Genomic DNA, 16,447 nt, shown 5'->3' on the forward strand with positions numbered 1-16,447 from the left:
ATTCCTTACCTCATCTTGGTAAAGGAAAATTGAATAAAAATAATCTTATAAAATAACGCGAGAGAATAATAAATGAGGTTTTGCTTGGCTCAATCTAGCGTATGCAAGATTTTGAAAGTAATTTCATGTAATATTAGGCGCTGATGGCTTGTTGTTCAGATTCAACTAACTGATTATTAGGTACATCAAATCTAATAGTGCTGGCTGCCCAGTCTTTGAAATCGGGTGCTAGCCAGACTAGTTTAGACAAAATTTCATCATTAACCCACAACACCAAGGGGAAGCGAAACTGTTTCCGAAACTCATCTCGCATGATATTAGTACTGATGATTAGTTGGTTTATTGCCACTACAGATTCTAAACCCCTGACCATCAAAGCATCGGGTTGAGTAGCACCAATTTCAGTTGTAATCGCTGTGTACAGTTTATCAGCCGTAGGTGAGAGCAAAATTTCGTGGATATCTGCTGATGAAAATTCTGTTAACAAATTCAGCACTTGCTCCTGTCTTTGAACGCAGTTACAACATGCTAATAACAGTGAAAACTCTCCACTAGAAACCATCATTGCCCTTGCCAGCCTCTTAGTGGCTGCTATACTGCTAACTGTGCTGTTTTCCGAATTACTTAAGCTAATCATTGCAAAACCCTGCTTTTGATTTTAAAACTAGTTGAGCTATATTCAGTGATTCTACCCTATTAATTTTTATTTAAAAGTGTTCATTGGGTAAGTTTGATGACCTTTTGTCTGTGATACTAAGTATTATATAACGACCAATCATTTGGTTATTATCTCATTTTTACAATTAAGGGAAAATGTAAAGGTAGTATCAAGACAATATCTGTCAAAGGGGGCAAGCGAGAAATTAGCAATTGAATTATTACTGTATTCTCATAGATTTTCGCATTTGTCAGCGATTAAGTAATTTTTTCTTAATATATAGTTAAAAAAATACTCAGTAAAAGTTTAACAGTAAAGATTAGGAAGTGGGAAAAAACCTATAGAAATTTTCAATTGCCTTCCTACTTTGACATGGGGGTTTATCCGCTTCTCCCTTCTCCTGTAGTATTTCTAATCCCTCTGCTCCCAGCAAGAACTGTCTAAACGAAGCAAGGCATCTGACAAAATCGCATCGCTCCCGGACAGGTATTGAGATTGGAATAATGAAATGGTATTAGCCCAAGATGCAAAATTTTAGCCCATTACAGCTAACTCATCCATTTGATAGAACTTTAGATTGAAGATGTCGCTCCATTAGTCAGAAGACATGGAATATTTAGCTTTCTATGATGGGTTCAGAGTATCTGACTATAACAGCAAGTTGGAAATTTAATTTATTGTTGGAGGTAGATAGCCGATGAAAAATGCGTACAAATTTTTAATTTTTTTGGTTAATTTTTTTTGAAACAATCAGGAATGTCACACCATGCTCTTCAAAGATTGGAGGTTTGCGGGTAAGGTATATAAACAAGCTTTGGTGTTTAGGGATTTCACTAGATGTCTTATGTTCATTTTAGTGCGATCGCACTATTGCACAGATACCTTAGTCAGGCTCGAAATAGCAAGCTTGTAGGATGAGCAAAGATTTGCCCACCCAGAGATATGAAACTAAACGGAGACGTTGCCACCAATAACAAGATTTGTCGCCGTGAAGCTATTCAAAGTCGTCAAAGTACTAAAAGCATTAGCACCACCATCGGCATCAAGTTGAACTCTAGTAGAAGTACCCGATTGCACAAAGCGTAAGTAACCATCTGTGATGGGATTAGTGCCAAGGTAATTTAGACTCCTAAATAGGTCAGTCAAAACCAATTTATCCTGGCTTTGATTAAAATCAGTGATTACATCACCAGTAGTTCCCTTATCGCTAAAAGCCAGGTAGACAAAGCGATCATTCTCAGTACCACCAGTGAGGATGTCATTACCAACACCGCCAATCAGGATATCATTACCAATACCACCAGCAAGGTTATCATTACCAACACCACCCCGCAGCAGGTCATTACCACTGTTGCCTCTGATGGTGTCATCACCTTCTTGACCATTAATCACATCATCAGAATTGTTTAAGCCATCAACAATGTTGTTGAGGTTGTTGAAAAAACTAACTGTGTTCTGCCTAGTAATACTAAATTGGGCGATGTTAGCATCGAAAGCATCAAAACTTTCTTGAATGGTAGTTTGTCCATCAAACAAGATGTTACCCAAGTCAACTCTAGCGCCGCCACTGATTCGGAGATTTTCGAGGTTTTCCAGAGCAAAGTTTTGTAGGATTACCTTGGGACTATTAAGGACGCTTTCAAAGGAGATTTCTAAATTACCACCATTATTAGTTAGTAGTAGCTTTCGAGCAGTTAAACCAGACCCCTGAAATTTGAGAGTATCAGTCGCGGCAATGACTGCGGCTGATGGATTCGCTCCTTTACCCACACCACCAAAATCAGTGATAGTGTCTGTACCGTCGCCTAAGTTGTAGACAAATCGATCTTGACCGCTACCTCCGGTGAGAGTGTCGTTGCCTTTATTACCCGTGATGGTGTCGTTACCAGCTAATCCAGTGATGATGTTGTTGCTAGCTGTGCCTGTGAGGATATCGGCATTTGAGGTTCCAGTTAATTTCAGCGGAGTAACTGTTAGGTTAAAGATATCGCTGACAGTAGCGTTGCTGTTGTCTTTAACGGTGACTTTGACGCTGATGGTTCCGACATTAGCAGCTAGGGGTATGCCGCTAAAGGCGCGAGTCGTTGCATTAAAAGTTAACCAACTTGGTAAGGCGCTACCGTTATTTAAGGTGGCTGTGTAGGTTAGGATATCGCCTGTGTCAACGTCAGCAAAGGTGTTGGCGGGAACGCTAAAGTTAAACTGACTATTTTCACTGGTAGTTTTGTCTGCGATCGCACTTACTATACTTGGTGCATGATTTATTCTGCCGTAGATATTATTGTTATTGTTGGATGTCCCTGCATCATTTGCTGCATTGTTGCCGCTAAAAGAAGGATTACCTAAAGAGTTGACAGTAGGTAAAACGGTAGGCATTCCCTGGTTATTAGTGTTGCTATTGGTGAGAGATTGCATGATAAAAATCCCCCCACCTAAGCCTTGACCGGGGTTTCCTCCTGTCCCACCTGTGGCAGTGTTGTTATTAAAGGTGGTATTGCTGAGGGTTAAAGAGCCACTGCGGACAAAAATTCCACCCCCCAGTCCAGCACCACCACCGCCGCTGAAGCCACCGTAGTTAAAGCTACCACCGCCGTCGCCGCCAAAGCTGCCGCCAGAGCCTCTACTGAAGTAGCCATAGCCGCCGCCGCCACCGTAGCCACCGTTGCCGCCAATGCCGGCATAATTACCGCCTTCGCTGCTAAAACCACCACCACCGCCACCGCCGAAACCGCCGTTGCCGCCGTTGCCGCCGCCGAAACCACCACCACCGCCACCGCCGATGCCACCGTTGCCGCCATTGCCGCCGTTACCACCGCCACTGTTGCCACCGTTACCACCATTGCTGCCGCCGCCGCCACCGAAACCGCCGATGCCGCGGCTGCCGCCAAAGCCAGCGCCACCATTGCCGCCATAATTGCCGTTACCGCCATAACCGCCATTTCTGTCACTGCTAGAACCAAAGAGTCCGCCGCCGCCGCTGCCACTAGCATTGCCAAATAGTCCACCACCGCCACCGCCGAAGGCGCCGCCCTCTACTGTACCGCTACCGCCTTGGGCTGCGTTATTACTAAAAGCGACATTGGTTAAAGAGACATTGCCATTATAGATAAACAAGCCGCCACCCATACCAGCACCGCCGCCGCCCCTACCACCATCTCCACCTTTTGCGCGTCCATTGGTGATGGTTAAATTGGAAATATTGACGGTTCCCGACAAGATGAATAAGGGGCGCACGTCGCCGTTGTCGTTGATGTTATTGCCATTGGCGTCGCCACTAAGGGTGTGGTTGTTGCCCACAATGTTGATGTTGCTGTTTACCAGCGTTTTTACTACCCCTGTCACACGCACATTATTATTCAGGGTAATTGTGTCATTCCCTGCTAGTTGGTTCGCTTTGAGAATTGCATAACTGAAAGTACCTGGAGTTAAGCCTGTGCCGTCATCGGTAGTCTTATTAACAATGAAATTTGCCATTTGATTTTTTTAGGTAAATGAGGGGTTATTTGTAGGTAGGACTTACACACTCGTGAGGCTGGATTTAGATCCTTAGGGACTTCCAAAAAAATATTCAATTAACTCTTGTGGGGTGCGCGTCTCGCCCGCCCTATGGACTGGGCGCTCATGTTGCCCACCTTACAATATTAGACATCTCCGAAAAAGAATGTAGAGACGTAGTAGTGCTACGTCTCTACAAGGGTTCTAGGTAACGCATCTTTAATTTCTGGAGATGTCTATTGGATAATTTATTTCTTGGAGTTCCCTTAGGGATATTGGCAACAAGTTTTGTAGGTCGATGCAACTTTAGATGCAGCCTTGTAGAAAAGGGAAAAAATTGAAAGCTTCATTAACTCATTGCTTCTACCGGCTGGGCGACAATCACATTCGCTAAACTATTGCTAGGGTTCTTCCAAAAAGACAACCCATCATATTGAGTAAATAAATCCGGTGGTAAAATCGTAAGTCGCGGTTGAAACTCGACTTTCGGACGCACCTGATGTAGCCCTTTAGTATTCAAGCGATTATCAAATTCGGAAGCTTCATATTCCACGTTGGCAAAATCATGCTCAAAGGGTTCCTCTTCTAAAAATTGATAAATCAGCGATATGGTCTTATCAGGTGCTTGGGTTAATAAGTCGTAGTCCACCAAAAGTAAAGACGCGCTATGTTCGCTATAAAAAGCTTCTTTCAGGGCGTTATAAGCAAACCCTACTAACCGTCCCCCTTGACTCAAAGCTTCGGTGCGGGTGTAGACTGTGGAGCGTTCAGCAGGATTATTAAACATCCGCGATACATCAAAAGCATTTCGGCGAATGAGCCGTTCGATGCTATCCATAATCCAAGCGACATTCCGCACGCAGCAAATCACTTTTGAGCTAGGAAATAGTTCGTGAATTAAGGACAATTTGCTACACCACAAACGATTAGTGTCAAAGATGACTTCTTTATCCGCTTGGAATTCGTAGAATGTAGAAAAAATAGCTAAGGTTAATGCTCGTTTTTGCTCAGGGGTGATAAAAACGGAAAATTCATTGTCTTCGCTCATTGCTTCTAGCATTCGGTTCACCAGACTACCTACAGGGCTAGACATACTGGCGTGAAACCGGGGATTTTGCCGCAGTAAGGCTCCGAGTAAGGTGGAACCGGAACGAGGTAAGCCGGAAATCAAGTGGATTTTTGGGATCATTTAGTTACAAAAATACTGCACCTATGGGCTTTGATTCGCAGAGAAAGAGCGATCGCCAAAGTTCTGAATCATTGGCATAATGGAATTGTACAGCGCTCGGCTTGATCAATGTATTTAGTTGTCCTATTTTTGACTAGGATCAATTACCTATATTTATGTATTTCACTTGGTTATTGATCCTAATTAATCTGATGTAGTAATACTAGAATACAGTGATACTACTAGGCTACTTATGCTAAATATAAAACTATTGAGGTATGCAGATATATGAATACCAGAAAGTTACCATCCTCTTGAGAAAATGTTTTTGCGATCGCTCAACCCTTGAACTGAGTCCTTCTAACATCAGGCATGATGTCAGCCAAGTACTAAATAAGTCAAGAGTAACAAATAGCACTGAAGCTACAACTACAGCAATGCAAGTTAAATGTCTTTAGTATTAGTGAATAAATTTAGTTACTTTTAAATAATTTATATTGCAAAGTTTTAAGTAATCAGACAAAAATATTTACGAAACCCTTTCGGGGCAGGAATAGGGAACAGAAGACAAGAACTAGCCCCAAAGTAAAATTTAAAGCCATATTTATTGTGGGGTGGATATCTTGTCATTGGTGTCAACTTAACGTTAAAGTTATGTCCCACAAGGAACTCAAGTTCCTTGCTAATAGCAAAAGTCATCTTTAGATGACTAAATACCTCGAAAAATCTTTAGTCTACTGAAGTAGACTTTAGCTATTAGCCGTGAAATTTATTTCACGGCGGGTGAAGAAGGCAACAAATAAGCTAAAACCCTTTTCAAACCTCGTTTCCAGCCGGAGGCTGGAAATGCTGCTCCTGGTGGCTCTGCCGCGAGTTCGAGAGGCGGAGCCTCAAAGACGAGCATTCCCAGTCGGAGACTGGGAACGAGGTAATCTAAGAGCTAGTTATAGGCTAACTTTCACGTTAAGTTGACACCAATGGGCAGTGCCGTGCCCCTACGGGTGTACCTCACGCTTGTCAATAAACGCTATAGCGATCGCTGTGTTGACAATCCTTATAGTTTGATACGACCTGTACCTACCTCTACCTTCTGCGATCCTTCAACGATTTGGTAAAGTTTGTGTTCAAATTTCTGCATACATGCCGACCAGTCAAAGTCAAGTATAGAGGGGCGAGCGTGTCTAGTCATGTCTGCTTTCAAATCAGGATTTTCCAGAATTGCAATTACCTTTTGGGCGAAATCTGTAGGGTTGTTAGGTTGGGCAAGAAAGCCATTATGACCAGGAATTACCTGTTCTGAGGTTGACGGTGCAACAACCGCAACTAGAGGGGTTCCAGATGCTAATGCCTCGTTATTTGTAGTGCAGAAGTTCTCAGTCACAGAAGGGTTGACAAAAATATCTGCTCTGGCAAACCAACCTAAAAGTTCTGTACCGTGAGACTCACCCCATACAGTAATACTCGATCCAAACTTTTTCGCGCGATCGCGGATCTCCTCATCTAGCGGGCCACTACCAACAATTACCAGATGAACATCAGGAATTTTGGCAGCGATGACTGGAAAGATATCAAGCAATTGGTTGACATTCTTTTCCGGTGTGATGCGTCCGACAAACAAAAGAGTTGGTCGGTTATCATTAGGAATTGGGTCGTAACAGATGTTTCGCGGGTGAAATTTTTCGCAATCGATGCCTTGATAAGCGACGTATTCGGCGCGTTGGCATTTCAGTTCTTCGTATTTAGTCAGTTGTTCTTTAGAAGAGAAGTAATTGAAGTCATAAGACTCACTAAATTGCTTGACTAAAACGGGAATGATCGGACGAACCAAATTGAAGAAGCGATCTCCAAAGTAATATTTGATATATGCGACGATATCTGTATGGAAGAGTGATATTATGGGTGTGCCTGTTCGCTTTGCGTATTCAGTGCCAATTGGACGACCGTAGCCTTGCAAGAAAAATGAATATAAACCTCTCATTTGTGCGGCTTCTTCAACCACAATAATGTCGGGTTTGAATTTCTCCAGCAACTTGGTATCACTCCAATGCCGATAGCTCAATGGTTGAGGAAGAGACTTGTAGAATACTAGTGGTTGTGTGGGGAATGCGTAAGCAGAGAAATTGGGGAAAGACTGAATTTCCTCTAAACCTGGCATGGGGCGATCGCCAACATTTTTGGGGTAGCGATCGTTGATTTGCGGATGGATTAGAAAAACCTCATGTCCCTGCTCTAGCAACCAACGAACCCGTTGATGTACTGCGACGGAAACTCCAGTCAAGAAAGGGGCATACAACCCAGTAAATAGTGCAATGCGAAGTTTTTGCTTAGTCATAAAAAAGGGGAATATTTTACGAAATTGCTGGTTTTGAACTTAGGATTTATACAGCAAATGTTCCATGAACATCCTGATTATTTGGCTCACAAATTCCCACTAATATACTTAGACTAAGGATTTACACATTTTCAAATTGTCTAAATCATCAATAGTCAAAAGGATGTTTTTAACCATGTTGACAAACTATTAAATCATCCAGAAAACTAAGTCAAAATCCCCCTTGATATATTTTTCTAACTTCTTGTCATCAATGCAAATACATCTTGCTAATCAACAAGTAAAAGTGTGTACTTTGACAAGTGTTATAGCTAATATATTTTTACTAAATATAAGATAATATAATTTGAAGACTAGGGAATGTTTAGTGTAATAACTTTCATACCCTAGTTCATATCTAGCGATTAAATTCAAAGAGAAACTTTGCTATCAATAGGTTGATCTAACCATTGATAAGGGCGATATTCGACTAGCCGGACATTCCAGGGCCCTTGAACGCGATAGCTGACGCCGCGCCAGGTAACTGTTGAAACCCACAGGGATGATAGCATCGCTAACCCATAAACCCACTGTGTTAAAGGAATCCCAATTAACATTCTGATAATTGTGGCAGCTGATAATTTTGCGTAGACATGCAAGGGCTTGCCCATAAGCATCGCTTGGTCATTAGCACGAACTACTCGCTGTATCTCTAATTCCAACACCAGCATTATCAAGAGTAATCCAACAGTGTAGACCCCATAGCAAACTAACAACAAAGCCGCAGCTTCCCACTTTGCCTCTAACAACGACTCTAAAACTAAAATGATTAGTAAAGTTGGAAACAAAATGCTTGAAACAGCTTCACTAACAAGAGCTAACCAACGTGGGTGATAGAGTCGAGAATAGAGGATAAGGCGTTTGAGATAGTCTATTAAGTTGAATAAATCAGTCTCTTCACGATTTACAATCAGCAGCGAAGGCACAAACTTTACCTGAAAACCATGTTTTTTCAGGATATCGTGCATCATAAAATCTTCGCCTAAAGCTTGTCCCCATTTATCTAGGAGTCCTGTTTGGCGAAGTACTTCTGTTTTCACAGCCAAAGTCCCACCCCAAGGAATCTGGAAGATAAACATTTGCACTACTGTAGATACATTGCCCACGTAGCGCACTAAAGAACCCCAATATCTACCTGTTGGTACGTACCAACGATTACCTGTTGTCGCACCGACTTTAGGATCGCCCAGAGGACTGACTAATTCTCGCAGCCAATTCGGATGAACTATAGTATCAGCATCTACTAAAGCAACCACCTTGTAGGAGTCGTCTAACTCACGGACAGCTTGGATTAAAGAACTGCATTTGAGACTACAATTGTTGCGGACTATTCTCAAAGGGCTGATTTGAACGTTGGTTGCTTCTTGTTCTGTGATGGTTTCACTAGCAATTTTCCAGGCGGGATCTTCGTGACTATCAACGATTAACTTTAAATCATACTGTGGATAGTTTTGATTTAGGAGCGATCGCAAACATCTAGGCAAAAACGGATCGGCACCGCGTAAGCAAAGAATCACTGCTGTTTTGGGCAACTGGTCATCTGGTAATAAGTTTTTTTTAGATGACCGCAGATACCATATAAAGACAAGCGTTAAACAGACCTGAATAACCAGCCAACCCATCAAAGACTTAGACAGAAATGTTGCCAAATCTTCCATTAAATTTTTAATCTCCGACAGAATGAGGGATTGGGGATTGAAAAGAGGCAGAGGGGCAGGGTGCGGGGGGCAGAGGAGAAAATTCTTATCCCTGCTCCCCTCATCCCCAGCCCCCAGTCCCTTTACGAATCAAGCGAATATTTCATGATGATGTTGACTGTTGTATTTTTGTTTACAACAAAACTGGCGTCGCGAAACTTTGGTGTACCTGTTTGTATGGACACAGTTGGATTTTTAGAAATTCCAAAACCTTCTGTGGGAATACCAAAAAAGTCTTTATTGAGTTTGCGATCGCCATTTTGATCGTCAACTATCGCAACAGCATAAGTTCCAGGCTTCAAACCGGAGAATTCTTTTTTTACAGAAGTGCCAGTAATCTTAACGCAGCCACTTTGAGATCCATTAGAGTTACTCATTGGAAATCCTTTTTCACTTGCGTAAACTCTGAAGCAAATCTCGCCTTTTTGGTGATGTATTCCATTTACTACAACACTTAGGGTTGCAGTTGGCTCTGCATTCACTGTTTTAGCAAAGCTGATGCTCACTAAAGCAGCAAGCAAAACATGAGATAATTGAGATAGTTTCAGCATAGTTTTGTAGTTGCAATAAATTATTTCGATTCGTTCAAAATGTGGCTTGCTGTTGTTTAATTGATGCTGGCTGCCAACCTTTTCCAATTCCTTGCAGCACCTTGAGAATATCTTTCAGCAAAAGATATTCTGTTCCTTTTAAGTGCTGATGTAGACTTATATGACAATACAGCCGCTCATTCAAACTCAGGGAGCTACGCCAAATAGAGAGTATATATTCCCAGAAGATTCTCCAATGTGGCAATAAAGTTTTCCCTTTATTTGCTGAATCAAACCACACTGCATACCCATAAAAATCCGGCAGAATATTCAATGAGGATTTTCGATTTTTCTTTCCTAATAATAAATAATTAGGAAAGAACATACTCATTGATTGTTGTGGATGACTTCTGGCAAAAAACAGGTATTCAGGGATTTCATAGAATCTACCAAGAATGCCAAGTCTTAACAAGAGAATTCCATCTGCATTACCGTAACCACCCATCTGTGGTATCTTTCTCAAGGCACTAGCGCGAATTACTCCGTAACATTGATAACATAAATGCTTCGTCAGCAATTCGTGAAAACGCTCGTGTGGTTTTAGCGCATCTGCCTTGAGTTTTATATCGTAGTTTTGCAGAAAATTCCCCTGTTCATCAATGAAATATACCTGGGAATGACACAAGATTATCGTAGGATCTTGGTCAAGCACTTCAATACACTTCTTGATAAAATCTGGGGAATGTAGGTCATCATAAGCTGCCCATTTAAAGTACTCACCCGAAGACAATTCAAAAACGCGATTGAAGTTACGCGCGCAACCAATATTTGTATCATTGCGGTAGTAACAAATACGCTGGTCTTGCTCGGCATAAGCTCTACAAATTTCCTCTGTTTTATCTGTAGAAGCATTATCTGAAATAATTAGCTCAAAATCTTCAAAAGTCTGAGCCAAGAGTGAATCTATGGCTTCTTTGATAAATCTTTCACCATTATATACAGGTAATCCGATGCTCAATCGTGGCTGATTGCTACTCATAGAAAACAAGTATTTGGAAAACGGTGGATTATTTTATGCTTAATTACAGCTAATTGTTAGGTAGATGCAATGTTATAGTTTAGAATTCAGAATTCAGAATTCAGAATGATTTGTGGTGTCCCGATCCCCGACTTATTTAATAAGTGGGGGATCTAATTTTTAAGTTACAATCCAACAATGATTGTAAAAATCTGTGAACTATTTCACCAAACTTTGAATATCTGTTTTTTGCAGCCATTCATGTGTTAACTGCATTCCTGATTCTAAGTCAATTTTTGGTTTATAATTTAACAGACTTTGGGCTTTGACAATAGAACAAGCGTAAGGACGAGTCATAAAATCTATAGACTCTGGTAAAATATCAACTTTTTTCCGAAAAAGTTTTTGCCCTTGAACACGTAGCTTGAGAAACAACTTAATTTCATCCTTCGATAATGAAAGGGGTGCTTGTAACCCTTCCATTGCTGCTAAACGCATAAAATACTCTTTCCAAGAAGTTTCTTGTCCGTCGGTAATATTAAATATTTCACCGTAGGTTTCTTTTTCCACCGCCAGAAAGATGCCATCAATCAGGTTATCTATATATACATGATTGATTACTCCTTTACCATCATTGGCACAGGCAAATAATTTTTGACGCATCATCAGAATTGGTCTGACTATCCAGGGGATACTTCCAGGGCCGTAAATATCTCCCGCTCGAATAACAATGATGCCAAAGTCTGAGGAATTATTCAGTTCTAACACTGCTGTTTCAGCTTCTATTTTCGTTTGACAGTAGGGATTATTCTCGCCAGATAGTGGCCCGGATTCTGTAACACCATTAGGATAGTTGAAACCGTAAACCATCACACTGGATAGATGCACAAATGTTTTTACGCCAGCCTGTTTAGCGGCTTTAGCCATGTTGACAGCACCGCCAACATTAATATCACGAAAATGGCTAATTGCACCAGCTTCTTCGGCAATTTGATCTGTATGTAAAACGATATCTACACCCTGACAAGCTTTTTGAGCAATAGCAGAATCGGTGATACTACCAATAATTACCTCAACACCTAAATCCTGTAATTTTTTGCTCTTTTCTGTAGAACTTTGTAATCCACGAACTTTCATTCCCTGCGCTATTGCTAATTCTGCTGTACGCAAACCGACAAATTCATCAATTGCAGTAATTAGAAGAGTTTTGTTGTTGAGGTTCATATATTAGTGGGTATGCCAATTTTGGATTTTGGATTAAAATAAAAGCCTAGTAAACTGTGGTGGAAGCTTACTTAGAGTAATTTATCTTGCTTAGAAAATATCTCCCGGATCTGCGGAGCGGAGTTTATTGATAGCAAGTGCCCCAGAAGTGATGCACATTAAAACTGTTGAGGTTAAAACAAGCACTGCATTATTATTAGTCATTACTATGGGTAGTTTAGTTGCATCTGCTGCAAAACTGTACAACAACACAGAAGTAATAAATCCTGGGATGTAACCTAAGATTGCCAAAATTAAAGCTTGCTGAAATACCACATTCAACAAATATCTATTGGCGTAACCTATGGCTTTTAAAGTCGCATAAGCAACAAATTGGGTAGCAATATTGCTGTAAAGAATTTGATAAACAATTACTACACCAACAACCGCAGCCATTGTCAACATCAAATTAAGTATAAAACCAATGGGTGTTCTAACAGCCCAATATTTTTTCTCAAAATCAATGAAGCCTTGACGTGTGAAAATTTGAACATCATTAGGCAATGTTGCTTGCAAATTCTTCAGTACGTTTTCTGGATTAGTACCAGGTTTGAGGGAAATCAAACCGATATCGATCATATCTGCCGGACGACTATTGGGATTTATCCTCAAGAAAGTTGAGTCACTGACAAGTAAATTGCCGTCTACCCCAAAGGAAGGCCCTAAGGTGAATAAGCCACCAATTCTAACTTTATAGCCAATTAATGAATTGAAGGGAAATATTTCAACTGTTTGTGTAGTATCTCCCGCATTAAATTTTTCAGCTATTGGACCAAACTCTGGACGAGAACCCCGATCAAAAAGCATGACATCGGGAATTTTGAGTTTGTCTAAATTTTTCTCAACTTCCGGGAGATTTATCACAGGTTTACCTGGATCGAAACCAATAACATATATTGAATATTTCTCACCAGTTGCCGGATTTTTTAGTTTGGCAAATTGCAAATACATTGGGCTAACTGACTCTACGCCATCAAACCCTAGAGATTGGTATAAACGAGTCCGCGAAAAGCTTTGATTTGAGGTCAAAGATTTATATTGCGAACTAACTAAAAATAAATCTCCCTTGAGATTTTGATGTACTGCGGTTGCGCTGGAATAGAGTGCATCTTGAAAACCAAGTTGCACAAACATGAGCAGCACAATAAAACCAATCCCGGCTACAGCTACTAGTAAACGAACTTTTTGCTGGGCTAGCTGTAGCCATGCTAAAGGAATTTTGAAAATCATGGATTTATTTGTTATTTGTCATACCCTGCGGGAAGGCAAAGCGCCTATGTCATTTGTCATTTGTCATTGGTCATTTGTGAATGACTAATAACTAATGCCTAATAGACTAAATATGAATGGCAACATCCACTTGTAAATTGGTTAAACGGGCGACCTTTTCACTATCTGCGGCATTATCAATGGAGATTTTGACCTCAATTATTCTGCGGTCTGTATCTGAACTAGGGTTAAGGCTAAAGATGCTTTGCTTGTCAACTTGCCAACCAATCTCTTTGACAGTTCCTTTTAATGTTCCGGTAAATGCAGTGCTGTTAATGGTGGCTTTTTGTCCTACACGCACTTTTTGAACATCGGTTTGATACACCTCTGCAATCACATACATTTGAGATGTCTTACCTATTTCAGCAAATCCTCGGCTGGTGCTGATGACTTCTCCAGTTTTGGCGTGAATTTTCAAAATTTTGCCATTGATGGGAGATTTGATATAACTTAAATCCAAGTCGGCTTTTGCTTGTTGCACAGAAGTTGTTGCACTGTTGACTTCGGTTTGTGCAACTTGAACATCTACACCACGCACTTCGCCTATACTCTTGAGTTGCGCTTCTGCTTGTTTGCGTTGTTCTTGGTATGTGTCTTGAGTCCGCTTGAGGGTGGCTTGCGCTTCTGTTAACTGCTGTTGTGTAGTCTTTAGTTGCAAAGCTTTGGTATCTGCTATGGAAGCCGCGATCGCACCTTGTCTATATAATTGCTGATAGCGATTATTCTCGGCTTGAGCATTATCTACTTCCGCCTGGATGCGGTCGATTGTCGCCTGTTGTGTCGCAACATCCCCTTTATATTGTGGCTCTAACCGGGCAATTACAGCCTTTTGAGCATCGACATCTCCCGTTTTACCTCCAGATTTCACCTGCGCTAGTTTAGCTTTGGCAACTTGCAACTGGTCTAAAGCCTGTTGTAATGCGGTTCTAGAACGACCATAATTTTCTAAATAGGCTAATAATTGCCCTGCATTAACCGCATCTCCTTCTTTGACCAACAATCTGTCTACTCGTACCCCATTATTTGAAGCAGGAGCAGTCAAAGAAGTTACTTCACCTTCTGGCTCTAAACGTCCTAAGGCTGTCACAGCAAGTTTTGCAGGTGTGGCAGCTTTTGGAGGGTTGGCTGGCGCTGTCACAACTTTCGGTTTAGACCAATAGGGTGTCAAACTATAGAAAGCGATTAATCCAGCCGCTAAAGTCAGAGAAGCTGCTAAAATTAGTTGCGATCGGCCTACAGGTTTTGTGAATAATCGACTTTCTTTATTTACTGCCATATTTTCATTCCAATTCTGCTTTTTTAGGGGATAACCTGGTTATATTTAGTCGATTACAATAGACTCATCCGCAAATTACTAAGAGGCTTTTCCTCTAGATTTTCTACCTTAATCAAGTGGATGAATCTAAATTGGTTTTATATGATTTTTGTACGCTTTTACCGCCCAAACTTACTATTGTGGCGTGAAAATTAATGGCGTGTTACTTCAAAGCTTCCTAAGTTATATCCTAATTTGATATCTATTCCAGTAGCGTAAAATACAATCCCGCTAGCCAGAAAACTTAATTCTCAAAAACAATGAAGCGCTAATAAAAGTGAGATCAAAGGTTGGATAAACTTGTTATTAAGTATCGCGTGAAAATTGAGCTTTGTCAACCAATTAAATTCGCATAAGTCTTGATTCTCTCACTAAAATTTTCATCATAGTTGGATTAGAGACTGAAGTATTTACTTATTACTAATTTATTGTCTAGCAATTGAATACCAACCAATAGTTAGTTATTAAGCAGATTTGATATTACTAACAGATTATTATTAACAAGGTTGTGTACTATAAAACATTCTTGTAGCGATTTGTAGTAGGGGTAGTACCATGCGGGCAGCCGCTTTGCATCTACATGAATTACCTCTACTATGAACACTGGAATTGATTGATTGCAGAGCGGGTAAATGTAAACTCTGAGCTTTGTTTTCGGTTAACTTTTTACTGGAGACTCATTTTACCCATATTATGTTTAGCAAGGAACATACTAAAAATTAACATTTGCTTTATAAATAACTGCTTTACTTCTTAACTTGACTTATATTGAAAAATGACCAACAACTTTAGTTAAATTATGATGTTTTTCTGAGAAAAAATACTTATGCTTATTCAATTTATCTATGTATTCATTGAATTGTTATACCGTTTCTTTGTGAAGCTGCATATAATTCAATGCGCTTGGGTTTTCGAGACGCGATAAATAACTGTCCCCCGATGCCTTGGCTACGATGTACACAAGTCGAAAAAATCTTGATTCTCGATTGTTTTTTGGTTGTTCTTGTTCCCATACTCTGCATGGGAATGCCTGATTAGGGGCTGCCCTCCAGTCAGATATTGAGTCATAAACTCAATGAATGCATTCCCAGGCGGAGCCTGGCAACGAGGAAATGGATAAGAGAATCCTCACACATTTATAGAGTCATAAATTATACTTTTCTGATGATTTTTATTCAAAATTCACCTCAGTAATAGTATCGGGTTATTTATAAAATAACTTTAAAGGAATGATTTAGTTTCTGTAAAGTGTGTTATTGTTTTTATTAATTCAATGCCTTAAAGTAGTTATACAAACTAGTTATTTAATTGATATTTTGAAATTAAAAATAACTAAAGATAACTGCTTTGTAACCACCTTACGATCGTTTAATTACTTTTTCAACTTGCATAAACTCGGATTAAAGGTGGTGTCTTTTCTGTAACGAACTTGGCAACTTTACTGGGTCAAATACCATAAAATATGTTATCCCGGACGTTGAAACTAGCTATGACATTCATCAAGATACAGAACGTTGTCATTAGCACCAGTTATATTGTTGTGGTTGGGCTAGATAATCAAACGGTTTCGGGTGAAAAAACGCTTCTGTTCTCTTAGCTACTCCTCAGTTTTCATCGCTCCAGTAGGATACCATTGCTCAAAACATTTTAGATTTTGGATTTT

At 40.4% G+C, this 16,447-nt stretch carries 10 protein-coding genes; all 10 read right to left on the bottom strand.

Features of this window, described 5'->3' with window-relative positions; all coding sequences use genetic code 11:
• Positions 1-133 precede the first annotated feature (133 nt).
• The 10 genes from HWQ39_RS07610 to HWQ39_RS07655 all read right to left on the bottom strand — a co-directional run bounded on the left by HWQ39_RS07610 (position 134) and on the right by HWQ39_RS07655 (position 14,745).
• Positions 134-637 carry a hypothetical protein gene (locus tag HWQ39_RS07610; protein WP_292843184.1) on the bottom strand — a complete coding sequence of 168 codons (504 nt, stop codon included), beginning with the start codon at positions 635-637 and terminating at the stop codon, positions 134-136.
• Between the two features lie 969 nt (positions 638-1,606).
• Positions 1,607-4,132 (bottom strand): putative Ig domain-containing protein, encoded by a 2,526-nt coding sequence (locus HWQ39_RS07615; RefSeq protein ID WP_292843186.1) that lies wholly within the window; start codon positions 4,130-4,132, stop codon positions 1,607-1,609.
• A 370-nt stretch (positions 4,133-4,502) separates the two neighbouring features.
• Positions 4,503-5,342, bottom strand: a complete 840-nt coding sequence (locus HWQ39_RS07620) for a sulfotransferase (RefSeq protein WP_292843188.1) — start codon at positions 5,340-5,342, stop codon at positions 4,503-4,505.
• Positions 5,343-6,375: 1,033 nt separating this feature from the next.
• On the bottom strand, positions 6,376-7,653 hold the full coding sequence (locus HWQ39_RS07625) for a glycosyltransferase (RefSeq protein ID WP_292843190.1): 1,278 nt from the start codon (positions 7,651-7,653) through the stop codon (positions 6,376-6,378).
• 410 nt (positions 7,654-8,063) lie between these two features.
• Positions 8,064-9,350, bottom strand: coding sequence for a glycosyltransferase family 2 protein (locus HWQ39_RS07630; protein WP_292843192.1), 1,287 nt, complete (start codon positions 9,348-9,350; stop codon positions 8,064-8,066).
• Positions 9,351-9,472: 122 nt separating this feature from the next.
• On the bottom strand, positions 9,473-9,940 hold the full coding sequence (locus tag HWQ39_RS07635) for a DUF2141 domain-containing protein (protein ID WP_292843194.1): 468 nt from the start codon (positions 9,938-9,940) through the stop codon (positions 9,473-9,475).
• Positions 9,941-9,974: 34 nt separating this feature from the next.
• Positions 9,975-10,958, bottom strand: a complete 984-nt coding sequence (locus tag HWQ39_RS07640) for a glycosyltransferase family 2 protein (RefSeq protein WP_292843195.1) — start codon at positions 10,956-10,958, stop codon at positions 9,975-9,977.
• A 198-nt stretch (positions 10,959-11,156) separates the two neighbouring features.
• Positions 11,157-12,161, bottom strand: a complete 1,005-nt coding sequence (locus HWQ39_RS07645) for an NAD(P)-dependent oxidoreductase (RefSeq protein ID WP_292843196.1) — start codon at positions 12,159-12,161, stop codon at positions 11,157-11,159.
• 90 nt (positions 12,162-12,251) lie between these two features.
• Complete coding sequence (devC, locus tag HWQ39_RS07650) at positions 12,252-13,430, bottom strand: ABC transporter permease DevC (protein WP_292843197.1); 1,179 nt, start codon at positions 13,428-13,430, stop codon at positions 12,252-12,254.
• Between the two features lie 106 nt (positions 13,431-13,536).
• Positions 13,537-14,745, bottom strand: a complete 1,209-nt coding sequence (locus HWQ39_RS07655; RefSeq protein ID WP_292843198.1) for an ABC exporter membrane fusion protein — start codon at positions 14,743-14,745, stop codon at positions 13,537-13,539.
• Positions 14,746-16,447 lie beyond the last annotated feature (1,702 nt).

Source organism: Nostoc sp. NMS8, assembly GCF_017115045.1.
GTDB lineage: Bacteria > Cyanobacteriota > Cyanobacteriia > Cyanobacteriales > Nostocaceae > Nostoc.